Origin of the sequence: Candidatus Marithrix sp. Canyon 246 (assembly GCF_001723685.1) — a bacterium.
GTDB lineage: Bacteria > Pseudomonadota > Gammaproteobacteria > Beggiatoales > Beggiatoaceae > Marithrix.
Genome location: NZ_MCBX01000003.1, coordinates 42291 through 68206, shown reverse-complemented (window position 1 = coordinate 68206; position 25916 = coordinate 42291). Strand labels below are relative to the sequence as shown.

General features: G+C 34.5%; 29 protein-coding genes and 2 pseudogenes. 24 read left to right on the top strand and 7 right to left on the bottom strand.

Features of this window, described 5'->3' with window-relative positions; all coding sequences use genetic code 11:
- Positions 1-16 precede the first annotated feature (16 nt).
- On the bottom strand, positions 17-577 hold the full coding sequence (locus BHU68_RS02790; RefSeq protein ID WP_069470551.1) for a DUF4384 domain-containing protein: 561 nt from the start codon (positions 575-577) through the stop codon (positions 17-19).
- Between the two features lie 42 nt (positions 578-619).
- Positions 620-1048: an OmpA family protein gene (locus tag BHU68_RS02785; RefSeq protein WP_069470552.1), complete on the bottom strand. Its 429-nt coding sequence runs from the start codon at positions 1046-1048 to the stop codon at positions 620-622.
- A gap of 128 nt (positions 1049-1176) precedes the next feature.
- On the opposite strand from BHU68_RS02785, the gene BHU68_RS02780 reads away from it, so the two are divergent.
- The 5 genes and pseudogenes from BHU68_RS02780 (at position 1177) to BHU68_RS02765 (ending at position 4839) form a co-directional block, all read left to right on the top strand.
- On the top strand, positions 1177-1503 hold the full coding sequence (locus BHU68_RS02780) for a caspase family protein (RefSeq protein ID WP_069470553.1): 327 nt from the start codon (positions 1177-1179) through the stop codon (positions 1501-1503).
- Positions 1504-1623: 120 nt separating this feature from the next.
- Positions 1624-1950 (top strand): annotated as a pseudogene (locus BHU68_RS02775) (hypothetical protein); the annotation flags it as partial.
- Complete coding sequence (locus BHU68_RS18220; protein WP_083234939.1) at positions 1928-2152, top strand: SUMF1/EgtB/PvdO family nonheme iron enzyme; 225 nt, start codon at positions 1928-1930, stop codon at positions 2150-2152. The pseudogene BHU68_RS02775 and the gene BHU68_RS18220, both read left to right, overlap by 23 nt.
- A gap of 339 nt (positions 2153-2491) precedes the next feature.
- Entirely contained in the window at positions 2492-3601 is a 1110-nt protein-coding gene (locus BHU68_RS02770; protein WP_069470555.1) for a caspase family protein, read from the top strand.
- A complete protein-coding gene (locus tag BHU68_RS02765) occupies positions 3589-4839 on the top strand; it encodes an OmpA family protein (RefSeq protein ID WP_069470556.1) in 1251 nt (416 codons plus the stop codon). The genes BHU68_RS02770 and BHU68_RS02765 overlap by 13 nt, the downstream gene beginning before the upstream one ends.
- Before the next feature lie 31 nt (positions 4840-4870).
- Here BHU68_RS02765 and BHU68_RS17080 read toward each other — a convergent pair whose 3' ends face one another.
- Positions 4871-5038: a hypothetical protein gene (locus BHU68_RS17080; RefSeq protein ID WP_171899626.1), complete on the bottom strand. Its 168-nt coding sequence runs from the start codon at positions 5036-5038 to the stop codon at positions 4871-4873.
- A 145-nt stretch (positions 5039-5183) separates the two neighbouring features.
- Here BHU68_RS17080 and BHU68_RS16235 point away from each other — a divergent pair, with 145 nt between their 5' ends.
- The 3 genes from BHU68_RS16235 to BHU68_RS18210 all read left to right on the top strand — a co-directional run bounded on the left by BHU68_RS16235 (position 5184) and on the right by BHU68_RS18210 (position 6147).
- Entirely contained in the window at positions 5184-5465 is a 282-nt protein-coding gene (locus BHU68_RS16235; protein WP_256359179.1) for a citrate/2-methylcitrate synthase, read from the top strand.
- Between the two features lie 414 nt (positions 5466-5879).
- On the top strand, positions 5880-6032 hold the full coding sequence (locus BHU68_RS18215; RefSeq protein WP_171899627.1) for a hypothetical protein: 153 nt from the start codon (positions 5880-5882) through the stop codon (positions 6030-6032).
- Positions 6016-6147, top strand: coding sequence for a hypothetical protein (locus BHU68_RS18210; protein ID WP_256359177.1), 132 nt, complete (start codon positions 6016-6018; stop codon positions 6145-6147). The genes BHU68_RS18215 and BHU68_RS18210 overlap by 17 nt, the downstream gene beginning before the upstream one ends.
- On the opposite strand, the pseudogene BHU68_RS18205 reads toward BHU68_RS18210, so the two are convergent.
- Positions 6086-6280 (bottom strand): annotated as a pseudogene (locus tag BHU68_RS18205) (P-type ATPase); the annotation flags it as partial. The gene BHU68_RS18210 and the pseudogene BHU68_RS18205 sit on opposite strands and share 62 nt — an antisense overlap.
- 503 nt (positions 6281-6783) lie before the next feature.
- Between BHU68_RS18205 and BHU68_RS02755 the strand changes: the two are divergent.
- From BHU68_RS02755 to BHU68_RS02740, 4 genes are all read left to right on the top strand, one after another.
- Positions 6784-7257, top strand: coding sequence for a DUF4384 domain-containing protein (locus tag BHU68_RS02755; RefSeq protein ID WP_069470559.1), 474 nt, complete (start codon positions 6784-6786; stop codon positions 7255-7257).
- An 11-nt stretch (positions 7258-7268) separates the two neighbouring features.
- Positions 7269-8912: an SUMF1/EgtB/PvdO family nonheme iron enzyme gene (locus tag BHU68_RS02750; protein WP_069470560.1), complete on the top strand. Its 1644-nt coding sequence runs from the start codon at positions 7269-7271 to the stop codon at positions 8910-8912.
- A 313-nt stretch (positions 8913-9225) separates the two neighbouring features.
- Positions 9226-9693: a hypothetical protein gene (locus BHU68_RS02745; protein ID WP_069470561.1), complete on the top strand. Its 468-nt coding sequence runs from the start codon at positions 9226-9228 to the stop codon at positions 9691-9693.
- A complete protein-coding gene (locus BHU68_RS02740) occupies positions 9683-10279 on the top strand; it encodes a hypothetical protein (protein WP_069470562.1) in 597 nt (198 codons plus the stop codon). The genes BHU68_RS02745 and BHU68_RS02740 overlap by 11 nt, the downstream gene beginning before the upstream one ends.
- Before the next feature lie 41 nt (positions 10280-10320).
- Here the strand turns inward: BHU68_RS02740 and BHU68_RS02735 are convergent, their stop codons facing one another.
- Positions 10321-12663: a heavy metal translocating P-type ATPase gene (locus BHU68_RS02735; RefSeq protein WP_069470563.1), complete on the bottom strand. Its 2343-nt coding sequence runs from the start codon at positions 12661-12663 to the stop codon at positions 10321-10323.
- A 1-nt stretch (position 12664) separates the two neighbouring features.
- Positions 12665-13522, bottom strand: coding sequence for an RNA polymerase sigma factor RpoH (rpoH, locus tag BHU68_RS02730; protein ID WP_069470564.1), 858 nt, complete (start codon positions 13520-13522; stop codon positions 12665-12667).
- 157 nt (positions 13523-13679) lie between these two features.
- Here rpoH and BHU68_RS02725 point away from each other — a divergent pair, with 157 nt between their 5' ends.
- Genes BHU68_RS02725 through BHU68_RS02710 form a run of 4 tightly spaced genes read left to right on the top strand, consistent with a single transcriptional unit; the run spans position 13680 to position 17434 of the window.
- Positions 13680-14651 carry an aminoglycoside phosphotransferase family protein gene (locus BHU68_RS02725; protein ID WP_069470565.1) on the top strand — a complete coding sequence of 324 codons (972 nt, stop codon included), beginning with the start codon at positions 13680-13682 and terminating at the stop codon, positions 14649-14651.
- A 10-nt stretch (positions 14652-14661) separates the two neighbouring features.
- Positions 14662-15321, top strand: coding sequence for an N-acetylmuramate alpha-1-phosphate uridylyltransferase MurU (gene murU, locus BHU68_RS02720; protein WP_069470566.1), 660 nt, complete (start codon positions 14662-14664; stop codon positions 15319-15321).
- Positions 15318-16055 carry a 3-deoxy-manno-octulosonate cytidylyltransferase gene (gene kdsB / locus BHU68_RS02715; RefSeq protein WP_171899486.1) on the top strand — a complete coding sequence of 246 codons (738 nt, stop codon included), beginning with the start codon at positions 15318-15320 and terminating at the stop codon, positions 16053-16055. The genes murU and kdsB overlap by 4 nt, the downstream gene beginning before the upstream one ends.
- Positions 16049-17434, top strand: a complete 1386-nt coding sequence (locus BHU68_RS02710) for a mannose-1-phosphate guanylyltransferase/mannose-6-phosphate isomerase (protein WP_069470567.1) — start codon at positions 16049-16051, stop codon at positions 17432-17434. The genes kdsB and BHU68_RS02710 overlap by 7 nt, the downstream gene beginning before the upstream one ends.
- Before the next feature lie 26 nt (positions 17435-17460).
- Here BHU68_RS02710 and guaB read toward each other — a convergent pair whose 3' ends face one another.
- A complete protein-coding gene (guaB, locus tag BHU68_RS02705) occupies positions 17461-18930 on the bottom strand; it encodes an IMP dehydrogenase (protein ID WP_069470568.1) in 1470 nt (489 codons plus the stop codon).
- A 90-nt stretch (positions 18931-19020) separates the two neighbouring features.
- On the opposite strand from guaB, the gene BHU68_RS02700 reads away from it, so the two are divergent.
- Genes BHU68_RS02700 through hpf form a run of 8 tightly spaced genes read left to right on the top strand, consistent with a single transcriptional unit; the run spans position 19021 to position 25890 of the window.
- The gene (locus tag BHU68_RS02700; RefSeq protein ID WP_069470569.1) at positions 19021-20766 is read left to right on the top strand and encodes a tetratricopeptide repeat protein; all 1746 of its coding nucleotides are present in this window, start codon (positions 19021-19023) and stop codon (positions 20764-20766) included.
- 1 nt (position 20767) lies between these two features.
- Positions 20768-21739: a KpsF/GutQ family sugar-phosphate isomerase gene (locus tag BHU68_RS02695; protein ID WP_069470570.1), complete on the top strand. Its 972-nt coding sequence runs from the start codon at positions 20768-20770 to the stop codon at positions 21737-21739.
- Positions 21740-21742: 3 nt separating this feature from the next.
- Positions 21743-22273, top strand: coding sequence for a 3-deoxy-manno-octulosonate-8-phosphatase KdsC (gene kdsC / locus BHU68_RS02690; protein ID WP_069470571.1), 531 nt, complete (start codon positions 21743-21745; stop codon positions 22271-22273).
- Entirely contained in the window at positions 22273-22830 is a 558-nt protein-coding gene (lptC, locus tag BHU68_RS02685; protein ID WP_069470572.1) for an LPS export ABC transporter periplasmic protein LptC, read from the top strand. The genes kdsC and lptC overlap by 1 nt, the downstream gene beginning before the upstream one ends.
- A complete protein-coding gene (gene lptA / locus BHU68_RS02680) occupies positions 22817-23332 on the top strand; it encodes a lipopolysaccharide transport periplasmic protein LptA (protein ID WP_069470573.1) in 516 nt (171 codons plus the stop codon). Before lptC ends, lptA begins: the two co-directional genes overlap by 14 nt.
- Entirely contained in the window at positions 23332-24057 is a 726-nt protein-coding gene (gene lptB, locus BHU68_RS02675; RefSeq protein WP_069470574.1) for an LPS export ABC transporter ATP-binding protein, read from the top strand. Before lptA ends, lptB begins: the two co-directional genes overlap by 1 nt.
- A 30-nt stretch (positions 24058-24087) precedes the next feature.
- Positions 24088-25536: an RNA polymerase factor sigma-54 gene (locus BHU68_RS02670; protein ID WP_069470575.1), complete on the top strand. Its 1449-nt coding sequence runs from the start codon at positions 24088-24090 to the stop codon at positions 25534-25536.
- Between the two features lie 27 nt (positions 25537-25563).
- Positions 25564-25890 (top strand): ribosome hibernation-promoting factor, HPF/YfiA family, encoded by a 327-nt coding sequence (gene hpf, locus BHU68_RS02665; RefSeq protein WP_069470576.1) that lies wholly within the window; start codon positions 25564-25566, stop codon positions 25888-25890.
- The last annotated feature ends 26 nt before the right edge of the window (positions 25891-25916 follow it).

The window sequence follows — 25916 nt, the reverse complement described above, 5'->3', positions numbered from 1 at the left end:
TAGCATATTGACAACTTTATTCATGTCTAAAAGACAAAACCTTAATACACTTATCACAAATCTCCATAAATCCTGACACTGTTGCTGCTTCTACCATATATTGTTGTTCACCAATTGTTTTGTTTTGAGCTATTTTTATTTCTTTATATAGTTGTTCTAATTCAAAATGTGGTTCACGCGCCGCTATAAAATATATTGTTTCAGTTGTGCCGCTGTTGTTGTCTAAGGTAAATGAGATGCCTTTTTTAGGGATGTGATAAGTTTTAGCCGCTATTACTGGATTAGAGTTATTTAATTTTACACCTTTAAATTTATACCTTGGAAATAGTTGTACTATCTTGTTCGATTTTGAATCGGTTTGAAACATATATACATAAGATTTTTCTATTGGCGTGAAAATTATTTTATAAAGATCACCATTCTTTAATCTAGCTGTGTTGGTTAGTGGTTTGAATTCAAATTGATCTTTGTGGCGATAGAGGTAGTCGATTTTAAATTTTAGTGGCGGTTGAGGAAGTGGTAGACCGTCATCAGGCCAATTTTTGTCTATATAAATACTAACAATAGTCGCACACAAGCTAATTATACCTATATTAATTTATTTTCTCCAATTCTATTTTTAATTCAATCGTTTAAATTCAACTCGACGATTTTTAGTTCGCCCACTATTTGTACGATTAGTTGCTATTGGTTTACTTTCACCATAGGCAGCTACTTTTAATTGTCGGCTATTTATTCGTTGTCTAATTAGGAATCGTTTTACTGAACTAGCGCGACGCTTTGATAAATATTTGTTGTAATTCCAACCACCCCTACTATCTGTATGGCCACCAATTTCTATTAAGTTTTTAATTGCTGCTATAACTGTAGGTATATCTGATGCAAAGCCACCGATATTTTTATCTTGGTTATAGGATTTTCTTTGCCACGGCGATGAACTTAAGGCATTTACAATTTCTGCCGCTGTAGTTGGATAGTTATCAGCCCAAGCTAATGGAGCTAAAGTTATACAAATAATGGTCAATATAAATTGGTTTTTTATAAACATACTATTCTCCTTAGTTTAAATTTAAGTTAAAATAATAACGAATTTTTAATAAAATGACAATAAATAATTCATGGTCAGACCTGACAGGTTTTTAAAACCTGTCAGGTCTAAAGTAATAGGAATTTCAAATGATAAAAAAATATTTTTTAGTAATATTAGTAATATTAATTAGTGGCTGTCAGGCTTCTAATCAGACTAAAGGTGATGGTAATTCTAGTTCTTCGGTAGGTTCTAGTAGTTCTTCGACAAGTTTTACCGCTACTGATAATTTGCCTCGTTTGGCTTTGATTATTGGTAATTCTAATTATAATAAAAAAGCCGATTGGTTGGCTAATCCGCTTAATGATGCTGCTGATATGGCTGCTGTGTTGAGAGGTTTGAACTTTAATGTGATTTTAAAACAGGATATTGATCATAATTCTATGAAACGCGCTGTTAATAATTTTACTCAGTGATTAAATTTCTGGGCATGGTTTACAGGATAATAATTCTCATAATTATTTGATTCCTGTTGATGCTGATATTAATACTCAAGCAGATATTCAATATCAAGCGGTTAATTCAATAGTGTTTATACTCAATATTTAGTTAGAGCTTTGAAAACTCGATCTAATTTGAGTGTGTCGGATATGTTGACTTATGTTACTAATAAGGTTGCTGGTGAAACTGGTAATAGGCAAATTCCTTGGCAAAGTGGTTCTATGAAAGATATTTTTTGTTTTAGTCGTTGTGGTGTTTCTAAAGAATTAGCTGAACGTGATGCCAAAATAGCTCGTTTAGAAGCACAATTACAACAACAAACTATTAATTTAGCTGGAAAAGTCTTTCGAGATCCTTTAAGAAGTGGCAGTTTAGGTCCAAAAATGGTGGTTATTCGGGCTGGTTGGTTCGTTTGCTCCTAATAAGTTTGGCTTATATGACACTGTAGGAAATGTCTGGGAATGGACTGTTAGTACTGCTGGTGAAAATTTCCTAGTGATTCGCGGTGGTTCATGGTTCAATAAACCTTGGGGGGTTCGGACTGCTAGCCGGAGCATGTTCTCAGATCTCTATCATGATAACTACATTGGTTTTCGTATAGTTAGCGCTGCGTGGACAAATTAGCACTTTTTGCTTTTGTCCTTTTACACTTAAAGCCCCGCGCTGCGGCGAATTTTTTTACTGTGTTGATATTTATTCGTTGTACTCAATACTGTATTCAGTTAGTACAACGATACGATACGGAGTCAGCGCAGCTAAGTGGCGGAACGCAATAGTTTGTTGTTATTTGTCAAGATAACTACAGGGATTTTCTTATAAAGAGTTTTATCCTTGCTTATATGCAATCCCTGTAGTTTTACCATAACGGGCGTTTTATTATTTTTCATTCTTCTGTTTGTAATTACTATATTATATATGTTAAAATTATTAAATCCTATTAATCTTTATTAAGGAGTTAAGACCATGAAGAATAAAAAATTATATTTATTGATAACATTATTAATAATATTATTTGCTTGTAATGAACCTAAACCTACTAAAAATAAAGGTTTTGAAATAATACCTGATACTTCACCTCAACAAACACAGGTAATTTCAAAAAAACGTGTTGCTTTAATCATTGGTAATGCTGATTATAAATTTGCACCATTAAAAAATCCAGTGAATGATGCAGAAGATATGAATGCTTCTCTAAAAAAATTAGGATTTGATGTCATATTTCTAAAAAATGCTAACTATGAATCAATGGATTTAGCAATTAAGAACTTTAAAAAGAAACTGGGTAATGATATTATTGGATTGTTTTATTTTTCTGGGCATGGTGTGCAATATGAAGGCATGAATTATATGATTCCTGCTGATATATCTGAGCCAACAGTATCTGCAATTAAATACAAATCAATACCAATTGAATATGTTTTATCTAATATGGAAGAAGCTAATAATCAGGTAAATATTATCGTTCTTGACGCTTGTCGTAATAACCCCTTTAAAAATGGAACAAGAGCTGTACGAAAGGGATTGGCGCAAATTACAGCACCTAGTGGTTCACTAATTGCTTATGCGACATCGCCCGGTAAAGTGGCAGAAGATGGTGTTGGACGCAATAGCCCTTATACTATGTATTTAAAAAAGTTTATTCTTGATCAAGATTTATATCTTGAAGAAATATTCAAAAAAGTACGCAATGCTGTTCAAAAACAAACTAAAAAAAGACAAACACCATGGGAATCTACCTCTTTAGATGGTGAGGATATTTATTTGGCTAGAACAATAAATCATGAACAAATTGAAGATGAAAAAAAACGTTTAGCTGAAGAAAGAAGGCAACGTAAGCAGCAAAAACTTTTAGCTGCTGAAAAAGCAGAAATAAAACGTAAGCAGCAAGAACGTTTAGCAGATGCTAAAAAAGCAGAAATAAAACGTAAGCAGCAAAAGCAAATACAACAACAAGAACAAACCATTTCTTCTTGTAAAAACTGCGATTGCGAAGAAATTCGTAGAGCAGAATCTATGGGATTTCCCCCTCTTACATCTCAACAACAGGAGTTTAAAAAAACTTGTCAAATTTAAAACTTAATCACATACAACTACCGATTACTTTATTAAGTATTTCATTATTGGCATCATGTGTTTCTACACCTGTTGCTCAAACTTCTGACTTGCCCATTAGCTTTAATGAGGCGATTCCTATGTTAGCAAATAGTTTACTAATACAAGTAAAAAATAAGCAAGGAATGTTAGACGGTTTTGGTCAAAAAAATATCGTGCTTGAACCATTTATTGATACCAAAAGTCATCAAGTTGTAAAAGTGAGTCGGCAAATTGAGCGGATTGTTTTTAGGGAAACTAAGAAAAATTTTGCCGATAAATTCACTATCAAACGCTTAATTCCCGAAAATAGAAGTCAAGCTAACTATGTTATGCACGGTGTGATTCTTTATGAACCATACCGTAAAAAAGGGAATTTTTATCATGCTATATCATCTGTAATAGATAAAAAAACTAGTCAAGTCGTCGCAAAATCAGACGTTTGGATTTCCAATAAAAATTTGGATTATGTCACAGTGAAAGAAAGCCCTATGGTTATTCAAGGTTCTCAAAGTATCGCTGAAGAAGTAGTAAAACTTAATATTGGCGCACAAACTCCAAGTCATTATAAAAGCTTTTTAAAAGCAGGTGCATTAATAACTAAAGCTGATGCAGCTTATGAAAATAAAGATTATCAAACAGCATTACGCTTATATACTCAAGTTACTAAACAGCAATCGCTTGAAAAAAAGAAAATGATGAATGTGTATGTTGGTTTATATAGAACTAACATTCATTTAAGAAATTTGAAAGCTGCTGAAAAAGCTTTTGGAAAGTTGGTTGCATTGAGTATTGAAGAATATAATACTTTAGGAATTAAATTTCTCTTTTTAGTCAGCAAAACAAGCTTTGATCGTAAGTTAAAAGCCGAATATCCTATTTGGTTACGTCAAATAGGTAAATACTTTAAGAAAAATAATCTCTGTTTAAATATTGTAGGGCATAGTAGTCACACTGGAAAATTGCAGTACAATTGTAGATTATCTTTAAATCGTGCAGAAGCAATTCAACAAAAATTGCAACCATATTATAATCGTGTAAAGAAAAAGTCAAAAAGTACCGGTAAAGCTTGGGCAGCAAACCTTGTTGGTTCTGGCACTGACAATGCTCAAGATGCAATTGATCGCCGGGTTGAATTTAAAGTCGTAAGTTGCCCAGTTTCTGATAAACTCAGAAAACCTAAGAAAATCAAATCTTGTGTAAATTCCGTATCACGGTAAAGAAAAAGAGCTGACAGGTTTAAAAAACCTGTCAGCTTTGAGGAACACTACGTTTTATTATTATCTTAAATTGATTAGCAGCGCGATCATCAATAATTTCTATATCATTATAATATTCTAAAGCTCTAGGAATACCAGTACCTAAACCACGATAAGGTAAAATATGACTACCATGAGAAGCTAAAAGAGGATTTCTCATTCTCCCACTGAATTCACACTTTGCCCATTTTGAATATGATGTAAATTACGCCGTATAAAAGCAAAACTATTTTTATAAATCTCTTTATGCGTACCTTCAATAATTTATTAATAAATGGTGAACTACCTACACAACAACAAACAATATCAATCATCATACAATGTTGCATGAGGGCTTGCTCGACTTTTACAAAGGCTTTAGACATGATGCTCACCCAATGTCAATGCTTGTTGGTGTGGTAGGAGCATTATCAAGCTATTATCCTGATCAAGTTCAAGATATAAAAAATCCAGAACATCGTTATGAAGCAGCGATTCGCTTACTGGCAAAAATGCCAACTATTGCCGCTAATATTCATAAATACATAATAGGTCAGCCTTATGTATTCCAGTTTGTTTGCTTTTCGGGCGGAGATAACTCTAATTGAATTACGGTTTCTGACACCATGTTTTTCATGGTTTGACTGATTCTTGTTTTTATTCCATTCAAAATTAAAACTATCCATAACTTATATTAGCATATTGACAACTTTATTCATGTCTAAAAGACAAAACCTTAATACACTTATCACAAATATTTTAACATATTTACATAATATTAAGTATTTTTGTTAATTCTAATTATAATAAAAAAGCCCATTGGTTGGCTAATCCGCTTAATGATGCTATGAAATGCGCTGTTAATAAATTTACTAATATAATAAATGATTCCTGTCGATGCTAATATTAAGACTCAAGCGGTTAATTCTAGTTGGGTTTTAGATAAAATGAAATAAGGGTTATATTAAAAAAGTAGCGAAAGAACACCTAATAGTGTTTATACTCAATATTTAGTTAGAGCTTTGAAAAATAGACCTAATATCAGTGTGTCGGATATGTTGACTTATGTTACTAATAAGGTTGCAGTTGCAACAGAGAATCAACAAATTCCTTGGCAAAGTGTTTCTAAAGAAATAGCTAGACGTGATGCTGAAATTGATGGAAATATATCATGATCGTCCGATGGATTTAGCAGATGCTTCTTTGGTGATTGCTGCCCAAACGCTGAAAATATCACGAATATTCGCACCCCTAATACAAACCATGAAGCAATTTGATCAGCCAATTTAGTGATAGCAGGTTTTTCAGTTTGAGCGCGTTCTAATAAACGTAAAATATGTGATAATACTGTTTCTGTGCCGACTTTATGCACTTGTATTTTTAATGAATTATCAATATTAACACTGCCTGCAATGATCTCTTCCCCAGTAGTTTTTACTTTATATCGTAGGTTGGGTTAGCTTATTGAGCGTAACCCAACATTTATCACGCTCTGTTGGGTTACGTTTTTTTACTGCGTAAAAAAATCTAACCCAACCTACAATTTATCTTATTGAAAATAAAGCTATAAATATCTTGTGAGAATGTCAAAGATTCATCAAGCCAAACATCAAACAATGTCTTGGCTCAATCCCAATATCGAAAGGGCTTGATTTTTGATGATGGCGCGTATAATAAGGTGCTATTGAAAGCACCTTTGAGTCGTAGGTTGTATGTAGTGCCGGCACGCGCTTCTCAGACCACGGAATAAATTTTGGCAACCAGCAGCCAATGAAAATCCAACTACTAATTACGGTGGACACGCGATGACAGTGATTAGTTATGACGAAGATAAATATGGCGGAGCGTTTGAAATAACAGTTGGGGGACAGGCTGGGGCAATGGCGGTTATATTTGGATAAAATATGCCTTTGAATTAATAGATGAATGCAAGCAAAATGGATGGGAGAACATTATAAAATTAAAAAAGCATACCGTTCTGGTACTAGATTCAGGTTATATATTTCTAATAATGAACCAGCTTATGTATATGCTTTTGCTTCAGATTTGACTGGAGGAATTTATCCAATATTCCCCCATAAAAAGGGAATAAGTCCAGCCCTTACTTATAATGGCAATGAAGTAGCCATTCCAGATGAAGATCATTATATTGCAATGGATGACACTGTGGGCAGCGATTTTCTTTGTGTCTTATATGCCAAAGAAGAATTAGATATAGAAGCGATACGGCAAGAAGTTGCGGCGGCTTCTGGTGATTTTGTCACTAAAGTAAAAAAAGCACTTGGCAATCAAAGTGTGATACCATCTGACATCAAATATACTAAATCGAAAATTGAATTTTCGGCAGTAAGTCATGGCAAAACAGTGGTGCCACTGATTGTTGAGACTAAACATTTATAGAGGAGTCTATTATGAAACAAATATTTATATTTATGATTACAGCACTATTGCTCAGTGGCTGTGAAACAAGCACGACAAGTGGTAAGGGTATGTATGTTGTGCCTGCAAACACGCAAGTTGTATCCAGAAATTCTAAAAAATTGGCGTTAGTCATAGGTAATCGCCAATACAAATATGGCGTATTGGCAAATACTGTTAATGATGCGACAGATGTAGCGCGGGTGTTAGGACAAATCGGTTTTGAGGTTATTTTGAAAACTGATTTAGATCGCCGCGCTATGAATAATGCCATCCATGAGTTTGGGCAGCGTTTGAAAGCAAGCCGCAGTAGTATTGGTTGGTTTTATTATTCTGGACATGGGGCGCGTGGTGATGGTGAAAATTATCTGCTGCCTATAGATAATGAATCTATAAGAACAGCAGACGATTTGCAATATGAAGCAGTGCCAGCTAGTAAAGTTTTGCAAACTATGAACAATGCGAAAACTGATATGAATATTATTGTATTAGATGCGTGTCGTGATAAACCTTATCGTAGCATTGGTAAAAATTCCAGTCGTGGATTAAAGCAAATGCAAAATCGAGGTTCAATTATTGCTTTTGCGACGGCGGATGGAGATATTGCTGCTGATGTCAGTCGAAATGGACGTAATGGTTTATTTACTTCACATCTGATTTCAGCGTTAAGTTCCGCCAATAAAACTCATCAACGTATAGATGATATGTTTATGCAGGTAAGCAGTGCGGTGTTGCAGGAAAGTAGGGGCAAGCAAGAACCTTGGTATAATGCTTCGTTGCGAACTCCATTTTGTTTTGGTGGTTGTCAAGTAGCAAATGTTGTTCCTCAACCAAAACCAAAACCTATTCCTGCCAGCAGTAAAAAAGTCTTTCAAGATCGTTTAAGAGATGGCGGTTTGGGTCCAAAAATGGTTAAAATCCCGGCTGGTTCTTTTAGAATGGGTGATATTCAAGGTGGTGGTAATTATGATGAAAAACCAGTGCATCGGGTTTCGGTTGGGAAGTTTGCTATGGGGATGTATGAGGTGACAAAAGGTCAATTTAGCAAATTTGTTAATGCAACTGCTTATCGAACTGATGCAGACAAAAAAGGTAGTTGTTATGCATATAAAGATGGTTGGAAGCATGTAAAAGGTGTAAATTGGCGTAATCCTAATTTTTCTCAAAATAACAATCATCCAGTGACATGTGTGAGTTGGAATGATGCTACAGCTTATACAAAATGGCTTAGTAATCAAACAGGTAAAAATTATCGTCTTCCTACTGAGGCTGAATGGGAATATGCAGCTAGAGCTGGTACGGAAACTAAGCATTGGTGGGGTAATGAGATTGATAAAAGTAAAGCAAATTATGGCGGATATCCTGGTAAAACTTCTCCAGTGGGAAATTATAAAGATAATAAATTTGGTTTATATGATACTTCAGGGAATGTATGGGAGTGGACGTGTTCTGAATTTGAAAATAAATATAAAGGCAAAGAAAAACAATGTGTTATAACTGGAAGCCGTTTGTCCCTTCGCGGCGGCTCGTGGATCAGCAGCGCGAGGAGCGTGCGCTCGGCTGTCCGCGGCAGGAGCAAGCCGACGAACCGCAACAACATCGTGGGCTTCCGGGTCTCCAGGCTCGTAACCCTTTAAACTTTATCACTTTTACCATTTTGCCTTTAAAGGGGGGATGCAAGGGGGGAATTCCCCCCTTGCAATTTTTTTTTTGGGGTTATTTACGGGGATATTTATTAACTACAGAGATTGCATGTAAGTAAGGATAAAACTCCCTGTTTATATGTAATCCATGTAGTTTTTTGTGTGTGTTGAGGTTTATTCGTTGTACTAAATTGGGGAATATAGCTTTGTTAGTAGTGAATAAAAATCATATTTGTGGTAGTCTATATTAAGTAATAGAAAACGGTGAGGATATGATAAACCAAAAACCTGAATGGAAAGATGAACAATGAAACAACAATCACATAAAAACCCTGAACCAAAACAGCAAATATACTTACAAGCTATTAATCAACTACATATCAACATCAAAAATTGGTTGCAAGATGAACCATTTATTTTGGAAACTAGCAATATAGATATAAGAGAAGCATTAGGGAATTATCAAGCGGCTCAGTTATCCATTAAAACCAAAAATGGAGAAATATTAGCAAACTTATTATCAAAAGGTACTTCGGTGCTACTCGGAGAAGGTTTAATTGAAATGGAAGGTAAAGTTGGCACTGAATCCATTATTTATATGTTAAAGGGGGGGTTAATGATAACAGATAGATATGGTCAAAATCGTCCAATGTATAAGGGAATTAATGAAAATGGTTGGTATTGGATAGAAGATAGTTATAGAAATAAAGCTCATTTGATGAACCAAATTCTGTTCAAAGATTTAATCACGTTGGTAAGCGATTATGAGTTTTAACCCATTGGTTAATCCTTTGCCATCCTTATGGGTTTCTTTTCAAATATCAGAAAATTCTTTTAAGGTAGTTAAAAGAGTTATTAGACAAACTAATACTCAAAACATTGATTGTCAAGCAGAATTATTAAAGTATCAACGTCATCTACTGAACCATACCAAATTTCCAACACAAGATAATATTGAATTGTTAATTCAACAAACAGAAAAGGATAATAAAGATTTATTTATCTTGGGTTTATGGGCAAGCTTTGAACGATTTGTTAGAGACTATCTACAACAAAAAGCTACAGCACTAAAAAAATCTATGCAACCTCCTACATTAGCTGATTCTTTTTATCAACATCTTTATAAAGAAGTAGAATATTGGAAACCTGCTGATATTTTAGAATTTTTAAAGGATAGCTTATTTACTAGCATTGGCGGTAAAAATATTATTGGAGTAGCAAAGCAAATATTAGAATATAGAGATTGGGTTGCACATGGAAAAAATCCTCGCAAGTTACCATCAGCAACCCATCTGAAGCCGAAAATAGTTTATGAAACCTTGAATGAAATTGTTAATATTTTATTACAACATTATCCATAATGAGGCTAAAGCCTCACTTCCTATTTCTAGTTTGTGGTTAATTAACGCCTCAACAACCGCAAAGCATTTGTTACCACCAACAAAGAACTAAGTGACATCCCTATAGCAGCCATCCAAGGAGCTACCAATCCTGCCGCCGCCGCTGGCAAAGCAATCACATTATATCCAATTGCCCATGTAACATTTTGACGGATAATACTCAAAGTTTTGCGAGCAGTGTAAATAGCTGTTATTAAGTTAGGCAATTGTTCTGTAAGTAAAATCATATCAGCACTGGCACGTGCTATTTGAGTGCCGCTACCCATTGCAATTGACACCTGAGCTTGTGCTAATACAGGAGCGTCATTTACTCCATCTCCTATCATTGCAACAATTGCTCCTTTGTCTTGTAAGTTTTTTACTTGTTGCAATTTTTGTTCTGGTGTTAATGCTGCTTTTATATCTTCAATATTTACAGCATTCGCAATTTTTCTAACAGCTTGTTCATTGTCGCCACTTAAAATACTTACTGATTTGCCTTGTAGTTTTAATGATTCTACTAATTCTTTGGCACCGTCGCGTATTGTATCCTCAAATGTAAAAGCAGTATAAATTTTATCCTTATCTGCTAATAATACCAAAGTATTAACAGTTTCTTCTTTATAAGAAATTCCAGTTTTTTGTTTAATAAACGCCGCTGTACCTAAAAAATAAGTTCTATTATCAATATCTCCCTGTATTCCAGCACCGGGATAATTACAAACATTGTTTGCATAAAGACTCAATTCTGGTGCAGCGGCTATTATAGCTTTTGCAATTGGATGTTCAGAATTTTGTTCTAATGCAGCGGCATATTTCAAATATTCAGTATCACAACTTAATAAACGTAAATGCCCTTCAGTTAAAGTACCAGTTTTATCAAACACAAAATGTGTTGCTTGCGCTAAAGTTTCTAAAGCATAAGCTCTAGTTGTCAATAAACCGATTTTCGTTAAACTGCTAGTGGCAGCAGTTATAGCTGTAGGTGTAGCCAATGATAAGGCGCATGGGCAAGTAACTACTAATACTGAAAGTGTAATTGCTAATTCTGCATAATAAATAGTCACCAACAACGCTAAAATCAGCACCCCTAATACAAACCATGAAGCAACTTGATCAGCCAATTTAGTGATAGCAGGTTTTTCTGTTTGAGCGCGTTCTAATAAACGTAAAATATGTGATAATACTGTTTCTGTGCCGACTTTATGCACTTGTATTTTTAATGGATTATCAATATTAACACTGCCAGCAATGATCTCTTCCCCAGTATTTTTTACTACTGGATAACTTTCCCCAGTCAACAAAGATTCATCAATACTAGATTTACCTTCAACAATAACCCCATCAGCCGGCACATTTTCACCCGGGCGAATTAGCACTATATCACCAATTTCCAAATCAGCCACTAATACAGATTCTTCTTGCCTATCACGTAAACGAGTTGCCATAGTAGGCACCAAATGCACTAAACTTTCAGCGGCACTAGCACTACGTTGTCGAGCAATAAACTCAAAATAGCGAGCCGTAAGCAACAAAAACACAAACATCGCAATAGAATCAAAATAAACATCTCCATCACCACTTAAAACCGCATAAACACTACCAAGAAACGCCAAACTAATAGCCACAACAATAGGAACATCCATTCCAACTTGCTTATGACTAACATCGCGCCAAGCATTTTTATAAAACGGTTGTGCCGCATAGGCAATAAGGGGGATTGTTAATACCAGATTGATCCAAGAAAATAAACTTTTAAATTCAGCCTCAATATCATTAAAATATAAACCTATCGAAAACATCATAATTTGTGCAGCTAAAACTCCAGCAATCCCGATGCGAAATAACTGTTGCTTACGTTCACGTTCTAAAATTTCTTGTTGCTGAGCAGGATCATAGGGATGAGCTATATAGCCGATAGCACTAATAGCTTGTAGAATTTCACTTAACTGAATACGCGAATTATCCCAACGCACTTGAGCGCGATGAGTAGAATAATTGACTTGTACATTAATAACACCATCTAAACTAAGTAAATGACGCTCATTCAACCAAATACAAGCGGCACAAGTAATACCTTCTAAAATCAAAGCAGCTTCACGTACATGTTCCCCTTCAGAACGTACAAAGCGTTTTTGAATTTTAGGATTATCATAAACCAGAACATCAGGAATCAAATCTTGCCCCGTAGGAGCATTCTCAGTACGATGTTTATAAAAATCTTGCAGCCCAGAATCAACAATAGCTTGTGCCACAGCTTGACAACCATGACAACACATAGCTTGATCCTCACCATTTATATGCACATATACATCTAAATTATGAGGAACAGGCAAACCGCAATGATAGCAGATATTATCAGACATACTATGCTAAAGAAATACTCTTTTTAAGTTTTTTCATTGCATTATTTTCAATTTGACGAATACGTTCCGCTGAAACCTTATAAATTACAGCTAATTGTTGTAAAGTGGATTTGTCTTCACTTAACCAACGTTGTTTTAAAATATCTTGACTGCGAAGATCTAATTTTCCAATCGCATCATATAATCGCCCATGCCCAAATGCTATCCAGTCATCTACTTCTGCAATCTCAGCTGGATTATAACGATTATCTTCTAAATAACCAGCAGGGCAAATTATGTCTGATTCTTCATCAGTATCACTAGGGGCATCAAAAGCTAAATCATGAGTGCTAAGACGTGTTTCCATTTCACGTACATCTTTAGCACTAACACCTAAATCTTCTGCAACACGTAGAATTTCAGCGTAATTAAACCATCCAATACGTTTTTTTGCACCACGTAAATTGAAAAACAATTTACGTTGTGATTTAGTTGTAGCAACCTTTACAATACGCCAATTGCGTAATATATATTCATGAATTTCTGCTCGTATCCAATGTACAGCAAAAGATACTAAACGTACACCAACATTAGGATCAAAACGTTTAACCGCTTTCATCAACCCAATATTGCCTTCTTGAATTAAATCTGATTGTGGCAATCCATATCCACGATAACTATGAGCGATGTGCATTACAAATCGTAAATGTGACATTACAAGCACACGCGCAGATTCAAGATCATTATCATTACGCAAGCATTTACCTAATTCACGTTCTTGTTCAACCGTTAGCATAGGAATAGCTTTTATAGATTGCGCATAAGCTTCGATATTAGTACCCGGCACTGCAAGTTTCATATTTAATGTGAGTGCGGACATAAGTCTCCTTTATTTAAGTATATTATCATATATTAATATATATTTGATAAGCATTATACATTATAAACTGAAATTAGTCAAGTAATGTTTGACTACTGCTAAAACAACAAAATTTGTATATAATATACGGCTTATTAAAAGTTTAGGTTTTTAAATAATGTCTGAGCGTGTAGATAATTTAACCAAATGGTTAGCATCTGAATTGAAGATTGATAATCCTCAAATTGTAGCTATAACTAACGATGCTAGTTTTCGTCGTTATTTTCGTATCATTATAGATGATGTGCCGCATATAGTAATGGATGCGCCGCCTTCTAAAGAAGATTGTCGCCCCTTTCTTAATATTGCCGAACGTTTAAAAACCATTGGCTTAAATGTTCCTCATATTATTGCCAGTGATCTTGATCAAGGGTTTTTATTATTAACTGATTTAGGTTCTGAATTATATTTACCAGCTTTAAATGAACAACGAGTTGATCAATTATATGGAAATGCTTTAGAAGCTTTAGCCCATATGCAAGTTCATGCTAATAGTGATGACTTACCCTTATATGATCGTCAATTATTACATAAGGAAATGAATTTATTCATAGATTGGTTATTGGATAAACATTTAAATCTCACTTTATCAGACACTGAGCGTAAGGATTTAGAAAATTGTTTAGATTTATTAAGTGATTGCGCTCTATCTCAACCCCAAGTTTTTGTTCATCGTGATTATCATTCACGTAACTTAATGATTTGCAACTCAAAAAGTCCCGGAATTTTAGACTTTCAAGACGCTGTAAAAGGTCCTATTACTTATGATTTAGTATCTTTATTAAAAGATTGTTACATAACATGGTCTAAGGATCAAATTACAACTTGGGCAAGCCAACATTATACACGATTACAACAAAATGGGCTACTAAATAATGTTGATGAAAAAGATTTTTTACGTTGGTTTCATTGGATGGGTGTGCAGCGACACTTAAAAGCTAGTGGTATTTTTGCTCGTCTTTATCATCGTGATGGAAAGTCTGGTTATTTAAAAGATATTCCCAGAACTATTAATTATATTGTTAATATAACTGCTGAATACCCAGAACTTGCCGCTTTACATAAATTAAGTAAAGCTATAAACACATAGGAGGATTTAAATGCGAGCAATGATACTTGCGGCGGGGCGTGGTGAACGTATGCGCCCATTAACGGATACTTGCCCTAAACCTTTATTAAAAATAGCTGGAAAGTGTCTAATTGAATATCATATTCAAAATTTAGTAGCCGCAGGTTTTACTGAGATTGTGATTAACCATGCTTATTTAGGTGAACAGATTGAGCGTACATTAGGAACTGGTGAACAGTATGGGGCGCAATTATATTATTCCCCAGAAGGAACCGCCTTGGAAACTGGTGGTGGCATTTTTAATGCAATACCCTTATTAGGAAATTCTCCTTTTTTAGTGGTAAATGGAGATGTTTGGTGTGATTATCATTTTAATCAAATACCTAGCTCATTAACTGGATTAGCTCATTTAATTTTGATTAATAATCCTGAACATAATTTAAAAGGTGATTTTCATCTTAAAGATAACAAGGTTGATTCTGAAGCTACACCGCGTTTAACCTTTAGTGGAATAGGTGTTTATCATCCAGATTTATTTGCTAATTGTACAGCCGGGCGTTTTTCTTTGGTGCCTTTATTAATTAAAGCTATGGAAATGGGCAAAGTTACTGGAGAACATTATCAAGGTGAATGGTTGGATATTGGTACTCCACAACGTTTAGAAGAGTTAAATCAAAGATTATTGTCATGAAAACTATCGTAGTAATTCCTGCACGTTTAGCTTCTACGCGCTTACCAAATAAGGTTTTACTTGATATTGCTGGGCACTCGATGTTATGGCATGTTTACAATCGTTGCTTGCAGGCAGTTGATGAAGTACATATTGCTACTGATTCTGAACAGGTTATGCAACTTGTACAGAGTTGGGGTGGTAATGTCTGGATGACTGATAGCGATTGCGTGTCAGGAACTGAACGTATTGTAAGTATATTAGACAAATTAGCGGCAGATATTATCATTAATGTACAAGCTGATCAGCCGCTAATTGAGCCAACATTAATTAATCAATTAGTTGAGGTATTTGAAAATACCAAGCCATTACCTGATATTGTAACGCCTATTTGTTTGATTAATGACAATCACAAATTATTTGATCCAAATTTAGTTAAAGTGACTCGCCGGCATGATGGTTATGCCTTGTACTTCTCCCGCAGCCCAATTCCTTATGTGCGTGATCTGGAACCAGAAAATTGGTTAAATCATCATCAGTTTTGGGGACATGTGGGTATTTATGCTTATAAAAGACAAGTTCTTGAAAATTATCATTTACTTCCTGATAGTGATTTAGAAAATATGGAAAAACTAGAACAATTACGTTTTTTACAAGCCGGCAAAAGCATTTTGACTATTACCACTAAGAATCCACCTCTATCTGTAGATACAGATTCTGATTTATCAATGGTACGTAAAAAAATAATATGCTAATTCCTGTAATTCTTTCTGGCGGCGTAGGTAGCCGCTTATGGCCCTTGTCACGTGAACATTATCCTAAACAATTATTACCCTTAGTCAATGAACAAACTTTATTGCAAAATACTATAACGCGCTTACAAGATTTGCCAAATCAGGCTGATCCTATGATCATTTGTAATGAAACTCATAGATTTTTAGTCGCTGAACAGTTACGTAATATTGATGTTCATGCAGAGCATATTGTTTTAGAACCAATTGGACGTAATACCGCACCCGCAGTTGCAATTGCTGCCTTAATGGCTCCAGCAGATGCCTTATTATTAGTATTACCTGCTGATCATTTTATTTCTGAAACCAATAAATTTTCTGAAGCAGTGATAGAGGGCGTAAGCTTAGCCGAACAAAATAATTTGGTAACATTTGGCATAGTTCCTAAAAGTCCAGAAACTGGCTATGGTTATATTAAAGCCCAAGGAATATCAGTTGAACGCTTTGTTGAAAAGCCTGATTTAGAAACTGCCAAACAATATGTTGATTCTAAAGAATATTATTGGAATAGCGGCATGTTTCTATTTAAAGCATCACAATATATCAGTGAATTAGAAAAATTTGCACCTGATATTTTAGCAGCTTGCCGCGAAACTATAGCTAATGCAAAACAAGATCAAGATTTTTTACGTTTAGATCAAACAACATTTGAACAGTCGCCTAGTATATCCATAGATTATGCGGTAATGGAAAAAACTCAACAAGCGGCAGTAATACCTTTAGATGCAGGCTGGAATGATGTTGGAGCATGGTCATCCTTATGGCAAGTAAGTGAACAAGATGACAATAATAACGTAATATTAGGCGATGTATTAACAGAAAATGCACAAAATTGCTATTTACGTGCAGAAAATCGTCTGCTTGCTGCTATAGGAATAAAAGACTTAACAATAGTAGAAACTGCTGATGCAGTCTTAGTTGCTCATAAAGATCATGTTCAAGATGTTAAAAAAATAGTTAATCGTCTAAAACAGCAAAATCGCTCAGAAGTAGAATTACATCGTCAAGTCTATCGCCCGTGGGGAAGTTATGAAGGTATTGATGCTGAAGAACGCTTTCAGGTTAAACGCATAACAGTCAATCCCGGCGCAAGTTTATCATTACAAAAGCACTACCACCGATCAGAACATTGGATAGTAGTTAAAGGTACAGCGCGAATAACTAAAGGTGATGAAAACTTTATTCTAAGCGAAAATCAATCAACCTATATACCTTTAGGCATAAAACATCGCTTAGAAAATCCGGGTAAAATACCTTTAGAACTGATTGAAGTACAATCAGGAAGTTATTTAGGTGAAGATGATATTACCCGTTATCATGATACTTATGGGCGAGTAGAATAATAGAACTCCCCCTAGGGGGGTTTTTATTAAGATTCCATACGATAATTAGGTGCTTCTTTAGTAATTGACACATCATGAACATGACTTTCACGCATTCCAGCAGAACTAACACGTACAAATTGTGGTTTACTACGCATATCCTCTAAAGTATGGCAACCAGTATAACCCATACTAGAACGTACTCCGCCTAATAACTGATGAATTACATCAATTAAATTACCTCGATGAGGTACACGCCCTTCTATACCTTCAGGTACAAATTTAGCTTCTGTTTCAACATGATCCTGAAAATATCTATCTTTAGACCCTTCAGATTGCGACATTGCACCTAAAGAACCCATTCCACGATATGATTTATATGCACGTCCTTGATATAATTCAACTTCACCCGGAGCTTCCTCAGTACCAGCAAATAAACCACCTAACATCACCGAATGCGCCCCAGCTACAATAGCTTTGGCAATATCACCAGAATAACGAATACCACCATCAGCTATAACCGGTATTCCTGATTTTCTTAAAGCTTGTACCACATTGCCAATAGCAGTAATTTGTGGAACCCCAACTCCAGCCACAATACGTGTAGTACAAATAGAACCCGGACCAATACCGACTTTCACAGCATCAACACCTGCATCACGTAAAGCTATAGCCGCCTCAGCAGTAGCAATATTTCCTCCAATCACTTGTACATCAGGATAATTATCCTTCACCCAACGTACTTGATCCAATACACTTTGTGAATGCCCATGTGCGGTATCAACCACAATCACATCCACACCAGCCTCAACTAAAGCCGTAACTCTAGCCTTACTATCAGCCCCAGTGCTTACTGCTGCTCCAACTCTTAAACGCTCTTGTTCATCCTTACAGGCATTAGGTTTTTCAGTAGCTTTTTGAATATCTTTTACCGTAATCATACCCCGCAATTGAAAATCATCATTAACTATCAGTACTTTTTCAATACGATGTTTATGTAGTAAATGTGCAACTTCATCACTACTTGTTCCTTCTTGTACTGTCACTAAATTTTCTTTTGGGGTCATAACACTGGTTACTGGGCTATCATAATGTGTGTCAAAACGCAAATCACGATTAGTAACAATACCTACAAGAGTATCCTTTTCTACCACAGGTACACCAGAAATATTATGAGCGCGAGTTAAAGCTAAAACATCTTTAATTGTGGTATCAGGCGTGACAGTAAATGGATCTTTAATAACACCACTCTCGAATTTTTTCACTAAATGTACTTGACGTGCTTGTTCTTCAATGGTCATATTCTTATGAATAATACCAATACCGCCCTCTTGTGCTATGCAAATTGCAAGGCGTGCTTCAGTAACAGTATCCATTGCTGCTGATATTAAGGGTATATTTAACTTAATATCGCGGGTTAATTGTGTTTGAAGTTCTACTTGTTTTGGTAAAACATTAGAGTAAGCAGGTAAAAGCAAAACATCATCAAAGGTGAGGGCTTCTTGAACAAGACGCATAATAAATCCCGTAATTATAACTGGTAATAACTAAAAAATAATTTATAATAATTAATTAAATACTTAATTAATTGGAGCTAAAAAGTGAAAATGAAATCGATTTTAAATAAAATATGGCTGATTATAGTCGCAAATATATTAATGGGGTGTAGCAGTCAATTGCGATATGGCGGTGCTGTAGCTCAAGAGGTGCCAGCACCATATACCAAGCAAAACAAAGTGATTCCATATTTAGAAGATCACTATTTAGTTTCGCAACATGAAGAAGCAATTTATAAAATCTTGGTTGCTGAAATTGCCAGACTTCGTGGTAATAATCTTTTGGCGGCTCAATATTTTCTTGATGTTGCTCAGAAAACTAAAAATGCTAAATTAGCAGAAAGTGCTACAGAAATCGCATTCCTTGCAAAACAAGATGATCTAGCAATGAATGCAGCTCGTCTCTGGGTAAGTCTGACTCCAAATAATCCTAATGTTCATCAAATTTTAGGTAAATTGTTTTTAAATCAAAAACGTCCTGATGAAGCTTTAAAACATTTAGATATTATACTGAATATTTTAAAGGATAACCCAGAAAAATTAAATACCATCTTAGAAGGTATGTTAGAACAACAGAAACAAGGAAGAGCCTTAAAATTTTTACAGAGATTAGTCAAAAATAAACCCAATCATCCTACTGTTTTATTTATTTATGCTCGTGTATTGATTAATGCAAATAAATTAACACCAGCTTTAGCAGTATTAAAGAAACTGTTGAAAATTGTACCTGACCATGAACAAGCTGTACCATTATATGCCTATATATTAGAAAAACAACATAAAATTACAGCAGCCATAAATTGGCTAAGAACAACCTTAGAAAAATTCCCTGATAAACAAGAATGGCGTTTAATGTTTGCGCGTATGCTTGCTGATAATGGAAATTACCAAGAATCCATAAAAGAATTTAAAAGATTATTATTAAAATATCCTAATCAGGCAGATATTTTATACGCATTAGGAATTTTATCTTTACAAACGAATAATAATAGTGCGGCTAAACTATATTTTACTAAATTAACTAGCAAAGTGGAACGCGCAGATAGTGCTAACTACTACTTGGGTCAAATTGCTCAAAGAGAAAAAGATTTTCAGAATGCAATTAAGTGGTATAAACAAATTCAAGGTGGACCAAATTATATTAATGCTCAAACAAAAATAGCTTTAATCCTAAAAAAATTAGGTAAATTAGAACAAGCAATTAATCACCTTCAAACAGTGGCAGAAAATCATCCAAAAAATGCGATTCGTTTATTGCAATTAGAAGCAGAGCTTCTGTTTAATGCGAAACTATATGATAAAGCATTGGATACTTATAATAAAGCTATTAAATTAGATCCAGATAATACTGAAATATTATATTTACGAGCATTGTTATATGAAAAAATGGGAAATTTAACCAAATTAGAGCAAGAATTACGACGTATATTAGTCATAGATCCTGACAATGTAACAGCAATTAACGCATTAGGTTATAGTTTAGCTGAAAATAGTCAACGTTATGCAGAAGCATATAAATTAATTCAAAAAGCCTTTTCATTAAAGCCTAATGATTATTATATATTAGACAGTATGGGATGGATTTTATATAAAATGGGTAGGTATGTTGAAGCAATTGCTTATTTACGTAAAGCTTACACTAAAAAAGCTGATGCAGAAATTGCAGCACATTTAGGCGAGGCTTTATGGCAAAATGGTGAACAAAAAGAAGCTAAAATTATATGGCAAAATGCTTTACAAAATTTTCCCAAAGATAAAGAGTTACAAAAGGTAATGCGTCGTTTTCTTTCTAATTAAAATGTTAAACAATGAATTTCTTACTTTAGGCTTAGCAGTTATAGATACTGAAGCCAAAGCAATTGCAGCACTTACCCATAAAATTAATGACACATTTATACATGCTTGTGAATGTATGCTGAAATGTGAAGGACGTATTGTCGTTATTGGTATGGGTAAATCTGGACATATTGCTAATAAAATCGCAGCAACTTTAGCTAGTACTGGAACTCCAGCTTTTTTTGTACATCCCGGTGAAGCTAGTCATGGCGATTTAGGAATGATTACCGCTAAAGATGTCGTGTTAGCCTTATCAAATTCTGGTGAAACAGATGAAATTTTAACAATTTTACCATTAATAAAACGCTTGAATATCCCTTTGATTAGTATCACAGGTAATCCATCTTCAAATTTAGCTACAATAGCCACTATAAATCTGGATGTCAGTGTAGAAAAAGAGGCTTGTCCTTTGGGATTAGCACCTACTGCTAGCACTACAGCATCTTTAGTTATGGGTGATGCCCTAGCGATTGCCTTATTACAAGCAAGGGGATTTAGTGCTGAAGACTTTGCTCGTTCTCATCCTGCTGGAAGCTTGGGTCGTCGTCTTTTATTGTTGACTCGTGATATTATGCACGTTAATGATAAAATACCTATGATAACTACTAGCAATAGTTTAAGCGATGCTTTAATAGAAATGACAAGCAAAAGCTTAGGCTTAACTGCAATTGTTGATAATGACAAACATATAGTAGGTATATTTACAGACGGTGATTTACGTAGAACACTTGAAAATAAACATGATATTCATACTACAAACATTAGTTCTGTAATGACTAAAGACTGTGAAACAATAACAGCAGATTGTTTAGCAGTTGAGGCACTGAATATAATGGAAAATAAAAAAATTACAGCCCTACTAGTAGTAGATGATCAACAATCTTTAATTGGTGTATTGCATATGCATGATATTTTACGAGCAGGTGTAGTTTAAATTGTGGAAACTATATCTGAAAAAGCGGCTAAGATTCGCTTAGTAATATTTGATGTTGATGGTGTATTAACTGATGGCAGTCTTTTTTTTGATGCAGAAGGACAAGAATATAAAGCATTTTATGCCCGTGATGGTTTAGGTATGAAAATGTTACAATCAACAGGTGTGATTATTGCTATAATAACTGCAAGAAGTTCGCCTGTTGTGAAACACCGTATGGATAACTTGGGCATAGAACATGTTTATCAAGGACAATTGGATAAATTAGCCGCGTTTAAGCAATTAGCTACAAAATTAAAACTAGAACCACAACAAGTAGCTTATGTTGGTGATGATCTAATTGACATACCAGTAATGTTAGAAGTAGGATTAGCCATTGCAGTTGGTGATGCACATGCTTTAACCATAAAACATTCTCATTGGCAAACACAAGCTATAGGTGGACGTGGTGCGGCACGAGAAGTATGTGAATTAATCATGCAAGCGCAAGGGACATTTGAAACTGAATTAAGTAAATTTGGTATTAGTAAGTAATGATAAATAATTGGGCTGGCTGGTTAGTTTTAATCGTTTTCGCTATGGCTAGTACTTGGTTAATGTATAGTTTAGAACAGGACTTTTCGGTAAATCCAACGATTAACCCTAATTTATCAGATTACACATTAAAAAATTTTACTAGCGTCCAATTAAATGAGCAAGGTAGATTGAAAAATAAACTACTTGCAGAAACAATGACACATTATCCAACTATAAATACTAAGTTGACAAAACCATATTTGATCTTTTATAAACAAGATAAACCAACATGGACTGTACGTTCACAACGAGGTGAAATTTCACCTAATAATAATGAGGTCTGGTTATTAGGTAATGCTAATTTACATAAACTGCATCCTAATCCAACAAAACAGCTCAAAATTATATCTAAAGATTTATGGGTTATCTTAAATAAAGAATATGCTGAAACCGCAAAAGCATCTACAATTATAAGTAATACGACTACAACTCATAGTGTTGGAATGCAGGTATTTATGCCTATAGAAAAAATTCATTTATTGTCAAAAGTACGGGGTTATTATGTTACACCATAGATTACTACTCATTCCTTTATCCTTTCTATTCTCAGTCAACTCATTAGCACTTTCAACAGATCGTGATCAACCCATTCAAATTGAAGCAGACAAAGCTACCATTGATAATATCAAAGGTATTGCGAATTATGAAGGTGATGTGATTGTCATTCAAGGATCTATTCGTATTAATTCTGATATTATGAATATTAAATATTCTAAAAAACGAAACCTTGAGACTATAATCACAACAGGCAATCCATCTCGTTTTCAACAGCGTCTTGATAATGGCGAAATTATAAAAGCCAAAGCATTGGAAATGGAATATAATGCCATTAAGAATATTATATACTTGAGAAAACAAGCAGAATTAAGAAAAAATCTCAACGGCATAGATAATTATATTTCTAATGCACCAAGAATTACTTATGATACTCAACGTGGAATTATTAGAGCCGATAAAGGTAAAGGCAAAAGGGGCAGAATCACAATGACTTTTACTCCTGAAAAAAAATCTAAGTAATGAGCATATTATCAGCACAACATTTGGCAAAACAATATAAATCTCGTCTGGTAGTTAAAGACGTGAGTTTAAAAGTCAATAGTGGTGAAGTAGTTGGATTACTAGGGCCAAATGGAGCTGGTAAAACCACTAGTTTTTATATGATTGTTGGTTTAGTTATATCTGATAGTGGTACTATTTTATTAGATAAACAAGATATTAGTCGTCAACCTATGCATAAAAGAGCCCAAATGGGTCTAGGTTATTTACCACAAGAACCATCAGTGTTTCGTAAACTGACAGTTGCTGATAATATAATGGCAATTCTGGAAGTGCAAAAACATTTAACCAAAAAACAAGCTTTGGAACGCTTAGATTCATTATTAAATGAATTAAATATTTCACACTTAAAAAAGAATTTAGGCATGAGTCTATCAGGTGGTGAAAGACGACGAGTCGAAATAGCACGCGCTTTAGCTTCTGAACCACGTTTTATGTTATTAGATGAACCTTTTGCTGGAGTTGATCCAATTTCAGTATTAGATATTCAACGAATTATAAAGCACTTATCTAAATTAGATATTGGTATTTTAATTACCGATCATAATGTTCGTGAAACCTTGGATATATGTGATCGCGCCTATATTGTTAATGAAGGCACATTAATTGCAGAAGGTACACCAGAAAATATCCTTAATAATGAACAGGTGAGAAAAGTTTATTTGGGAGAAGAATTTAAATTGTAACGGTAGGTTTACTGTAGAATAATAATTATTATGAAACAAAGTCTTCAAATACGTCTTGGTCAGCAAATTACTATGACTCCTCAATTGCAACAGGCGATTCGTCTATTGCAATTATCTAATTTAGAATTACAAATGGAAATTCAACAAGTATTAGATTCTAATATTATGCTGGAAACTGCTGATGATTATGAGATTGAAAATGAAGACAAAAAAGAAGAAGATTCTGAAGAACAGGAAGCTACCGATATTCCCGATGAATTAAGTACGGATATTGAATGGGAAGATATCTATGATGGCGCCAGCGGATCATATGATATACCCAGTAATAATAATGCAAATGATAAAGATTTTTTAATTAATCAAGAAAGTGCTGCACCAACTTTATATGATCATCTATCTTGGCAATTAGATTTAACTCCTTTTACTGATTTAGATCGCGCAATCGCCACAGCTATTATTGATGCAATAGATGGCGATGGTTTTTTATGTTCTTCTTTAGAAGATATAAAAGAAAGCCTAGGAGATACAGATGAAGATGAAGATGAAGAAGAAGTTGAGATTGATGAAATAGAAGCAGTGCTTCATCGAGTGCAGCAATTTGATCCTATTGGAATAGGCGCAAGAGATATAAAAGAATCTTTATTATTACAATTAAAAACCTTAGATCTTGATACACCTTGGTTAAAAGAAGCTCAACTGCTAATCACAGAACATTTGGCATTATTAGGGGCGCATGATTATGCACAATTAACTAAACGTATGAAGCTAAATCGTGAAAATTTACGAGAAGTTGTTGACTTAATACAAACCTTAAAGCCTCGCCCCGGTTCTGAAATTGAAAGTCCTAAAACCACTTATATAATCCCTGATGTATTCGTAAAAAAAGTAAAAGGTCAATGGAAAGTAGACTTAAATTCTGATCTAGCACCAAAAATTCGTGTCAATTCATATTATGCAAGTCTAGTTTCAAAAACCAATAAAAGTGCTGATAATAATAATCTAAAAAGTCATTTACAAGAAGCGCGTTGGTTTATTAAAAGTTTAAACAGTCGTCATGAAACCTTATTAAAAGTCGCAAAATGTATTGTAAAGCGTCAAGTAGGTTTTCTTGAATATGGCGATGAAGCGATGAAACCGCTGGTATTACATGATATTGCCAGTGAATTAGGTATGCATGAATCGACCATTTCTAGGGTGACAACCCAAAAATATCTTCATACCCATCGTGGCATTTTTGAATTAAAATACTTCTTTTCTAGTCATGTTAATACATCTAATGGTGGTGAATGTTCATCTACAGCGATTCGTGCTATGATAAAAAAGCTAATTGCTGTAGAAGTACCGACTAAACCTCTGAGCGATAGCAAAATTGCAGGTGTATTATCAGACAGAGGTATTAGAGTAGCAAGAAGAACCGTTGCTAAATATCGTGAAGCTATGGTTATTCCCCCTTCTAACGAACGAAAACGTTTGGCATAGATTTAACTAAAAACAAGGAGCAATAAAATGCAACTTAATCTGAGTGGTCATCATATTGATATTACTACCGCATTACGTGATTATGTTTCTACTAAGATGGAACGTTTAGAACGTCACTTTGATAATGTTACTAATATGCATGTTATTCTGAGTGTAGAAAAACTACGCCAAAAAGCAGAAGCTACTTTACATGTTAGTGGTGCAAATTTATTTGCAAATGCAGAACATGAAAATATGTACGCTGCAATTGATGCTTTGGCAGATAAATTAGATAGACAAATCAAAAAACATAAGGAAAAAACTAAAGACCATAATCAAGCTAGTGGCGGAATTAAAGCTCAAATGATTGATTAATCATCTTATAATGGCGAATTAATAAT

Bases quoted from the DNA above. Each gene is read 5' to 3' on its own strand.
- BHU68_RS02725 (WP_069470565.1), top strand. From the start codon at position 13,680: ATGTCTGAGCGTGTAGATAATTTAACCAAATGGTTAGCATCTGAATTG.
- lptB (WP_069470574.1), top strand. From the start codon at position 23,332: ATGAGCATATTATCAGCACAACATTTGGCAAAACAATATAAATCTCGT.
- BHU68_RS02755 (WP_069470559.1), top strand. From the start codon at position 6,784: ATGCAAGCAAAATGGATGGGAGAACATTATAAAATTAAAAAAGCATAC.
- BHU68_RS02750 (WP_069470560.1), top strand. From the start codon at position 7,269: ATGAAACAAATATTTATATTTATGATTACAGCACTATTGCTCAGTGGC.
- BHU68_RS02780 (WP_069470553.1), top strand. From the start codon at position 1,177: ATGATAAAAAAATATTTTTTAGTAATATTAGTAATATTAATTAGTGGC.
- lptA (WP_069470573.1), top strand. From the start codon at position 22,817: ATGTTACACCATAGATTACTACTCATTCCTTTATCCTTTCTATTCTCA.
- BHU68_RS17080 (WP_171899626.1), bottom strand. From the start codon at position 5,038: ATGAGAAATCCTCTTTTAGCTTCTCATGGTAGTCATATTTTACCTTAT.
- BHU68_RS02710 (WP_069470567.1), top strand. From the start codon at position 16,049: ATGCTAATTCCTGTAATTCTTTCTGGCGGCGTAGGTAGCCGCTTATGG.
- kdsB (WP_171899486.1), top strand. From the start codon at position 15,318: ATGAAAACTATCGTAGTAATTCCTGCACGTTTAGCTTCTACGCGCTTA.
- rpoH (WP_069470564.1), bottom strand. From the start codon at position 13,522: ATGTCCGCACTCACATTAAATATGAAACTTGCAGTGCCGGGTACTAAT.
- BHU68_RS02670 (WP_069470575.1), top strand. From the start codon at position 24,088: ATGAAACAAAGTCTTCAAATACGTCTTGGTCAGCAAATTACTATGACT.
- BHU68_RS18210 (WP_256359177.1), top strand. From the start codon at position 6,016: ATGGAAATATATCATGATCGTCCGATGGATTTAGCAGATGCTTCTTTG.
- guaB (WP_069470568.1), bottom strand. From the start codon at position 18,930: ATGCGTCTTGTTCAAGAAGCCCTCACCTTTGATGATGTTTTGCTTTTA.
- BHU68_RS02770 (WP_069470555.1), top strand. From the start codon at position 2,492: ATGAAGAATAAAAAATTATATTTATTGATAACATTATTAATAATATTA.
- BHU68_RS02735 (WP_069470563.1), bottom strand. From the start codon at position 12,663: ATGTCTGATAATATCTGCTATCATTGCGGTTTGCCTGTTCCTCATAAT.
- hpf (WP_069470576.1), top strand. From the start codon at position 25,564: ATGCAACTTAATCTGAGTGGTCATCATATTGATATTACTACCGCATTA.
- BHU68_RS02745 (WP_069470561.1), top strand. From the start codon at position 9,226: ATGAAACAACAATCACATAAAAACCCTGAACCAAAACAGCAAATATAC.
- BHU68_RS02785 (WP_069470552.1), bottom strand. From the start codon at position 1,048: ATGTTTATAAAAAACCAATTTATATTGACCATTATTTGTATAACTTTA.
- murU (WP_069470566.1), top strand. From the start codon at position 14,662: ATGCGAGCAATGATACTTGCGGCGGGGCGTGGTGAACGTATGCGCCCA.
- BHU68_RS02700 (WP_069470569.1), top strand. From the start codon at position 19,021: ATGAAATCGATTTTAAATAAAATATGGCTGATTATAGTCGCAAATATA.
- lptC (WP_069470572.1), top strand. From the start codon at position 22,273: ATGATAAATAATTGGGCTGGCTGGTTAGTTTTAATCGTTTTCGCTATG.
- BHU68_RS02740 (WP_069470562.1), top strand. From the start codon at position 9,683: ATGAGTTTTAACCCATTGGTTAATCCTTTGCCATCCTTATGGGTTTCT.
- BHU68_RS02695 (WP_069470570.1), top strand. From the start codon at position 20,768: ATGTTAAACAATGAATTTCTTACTTTAGGCTTAGCAGTTATAGATACT.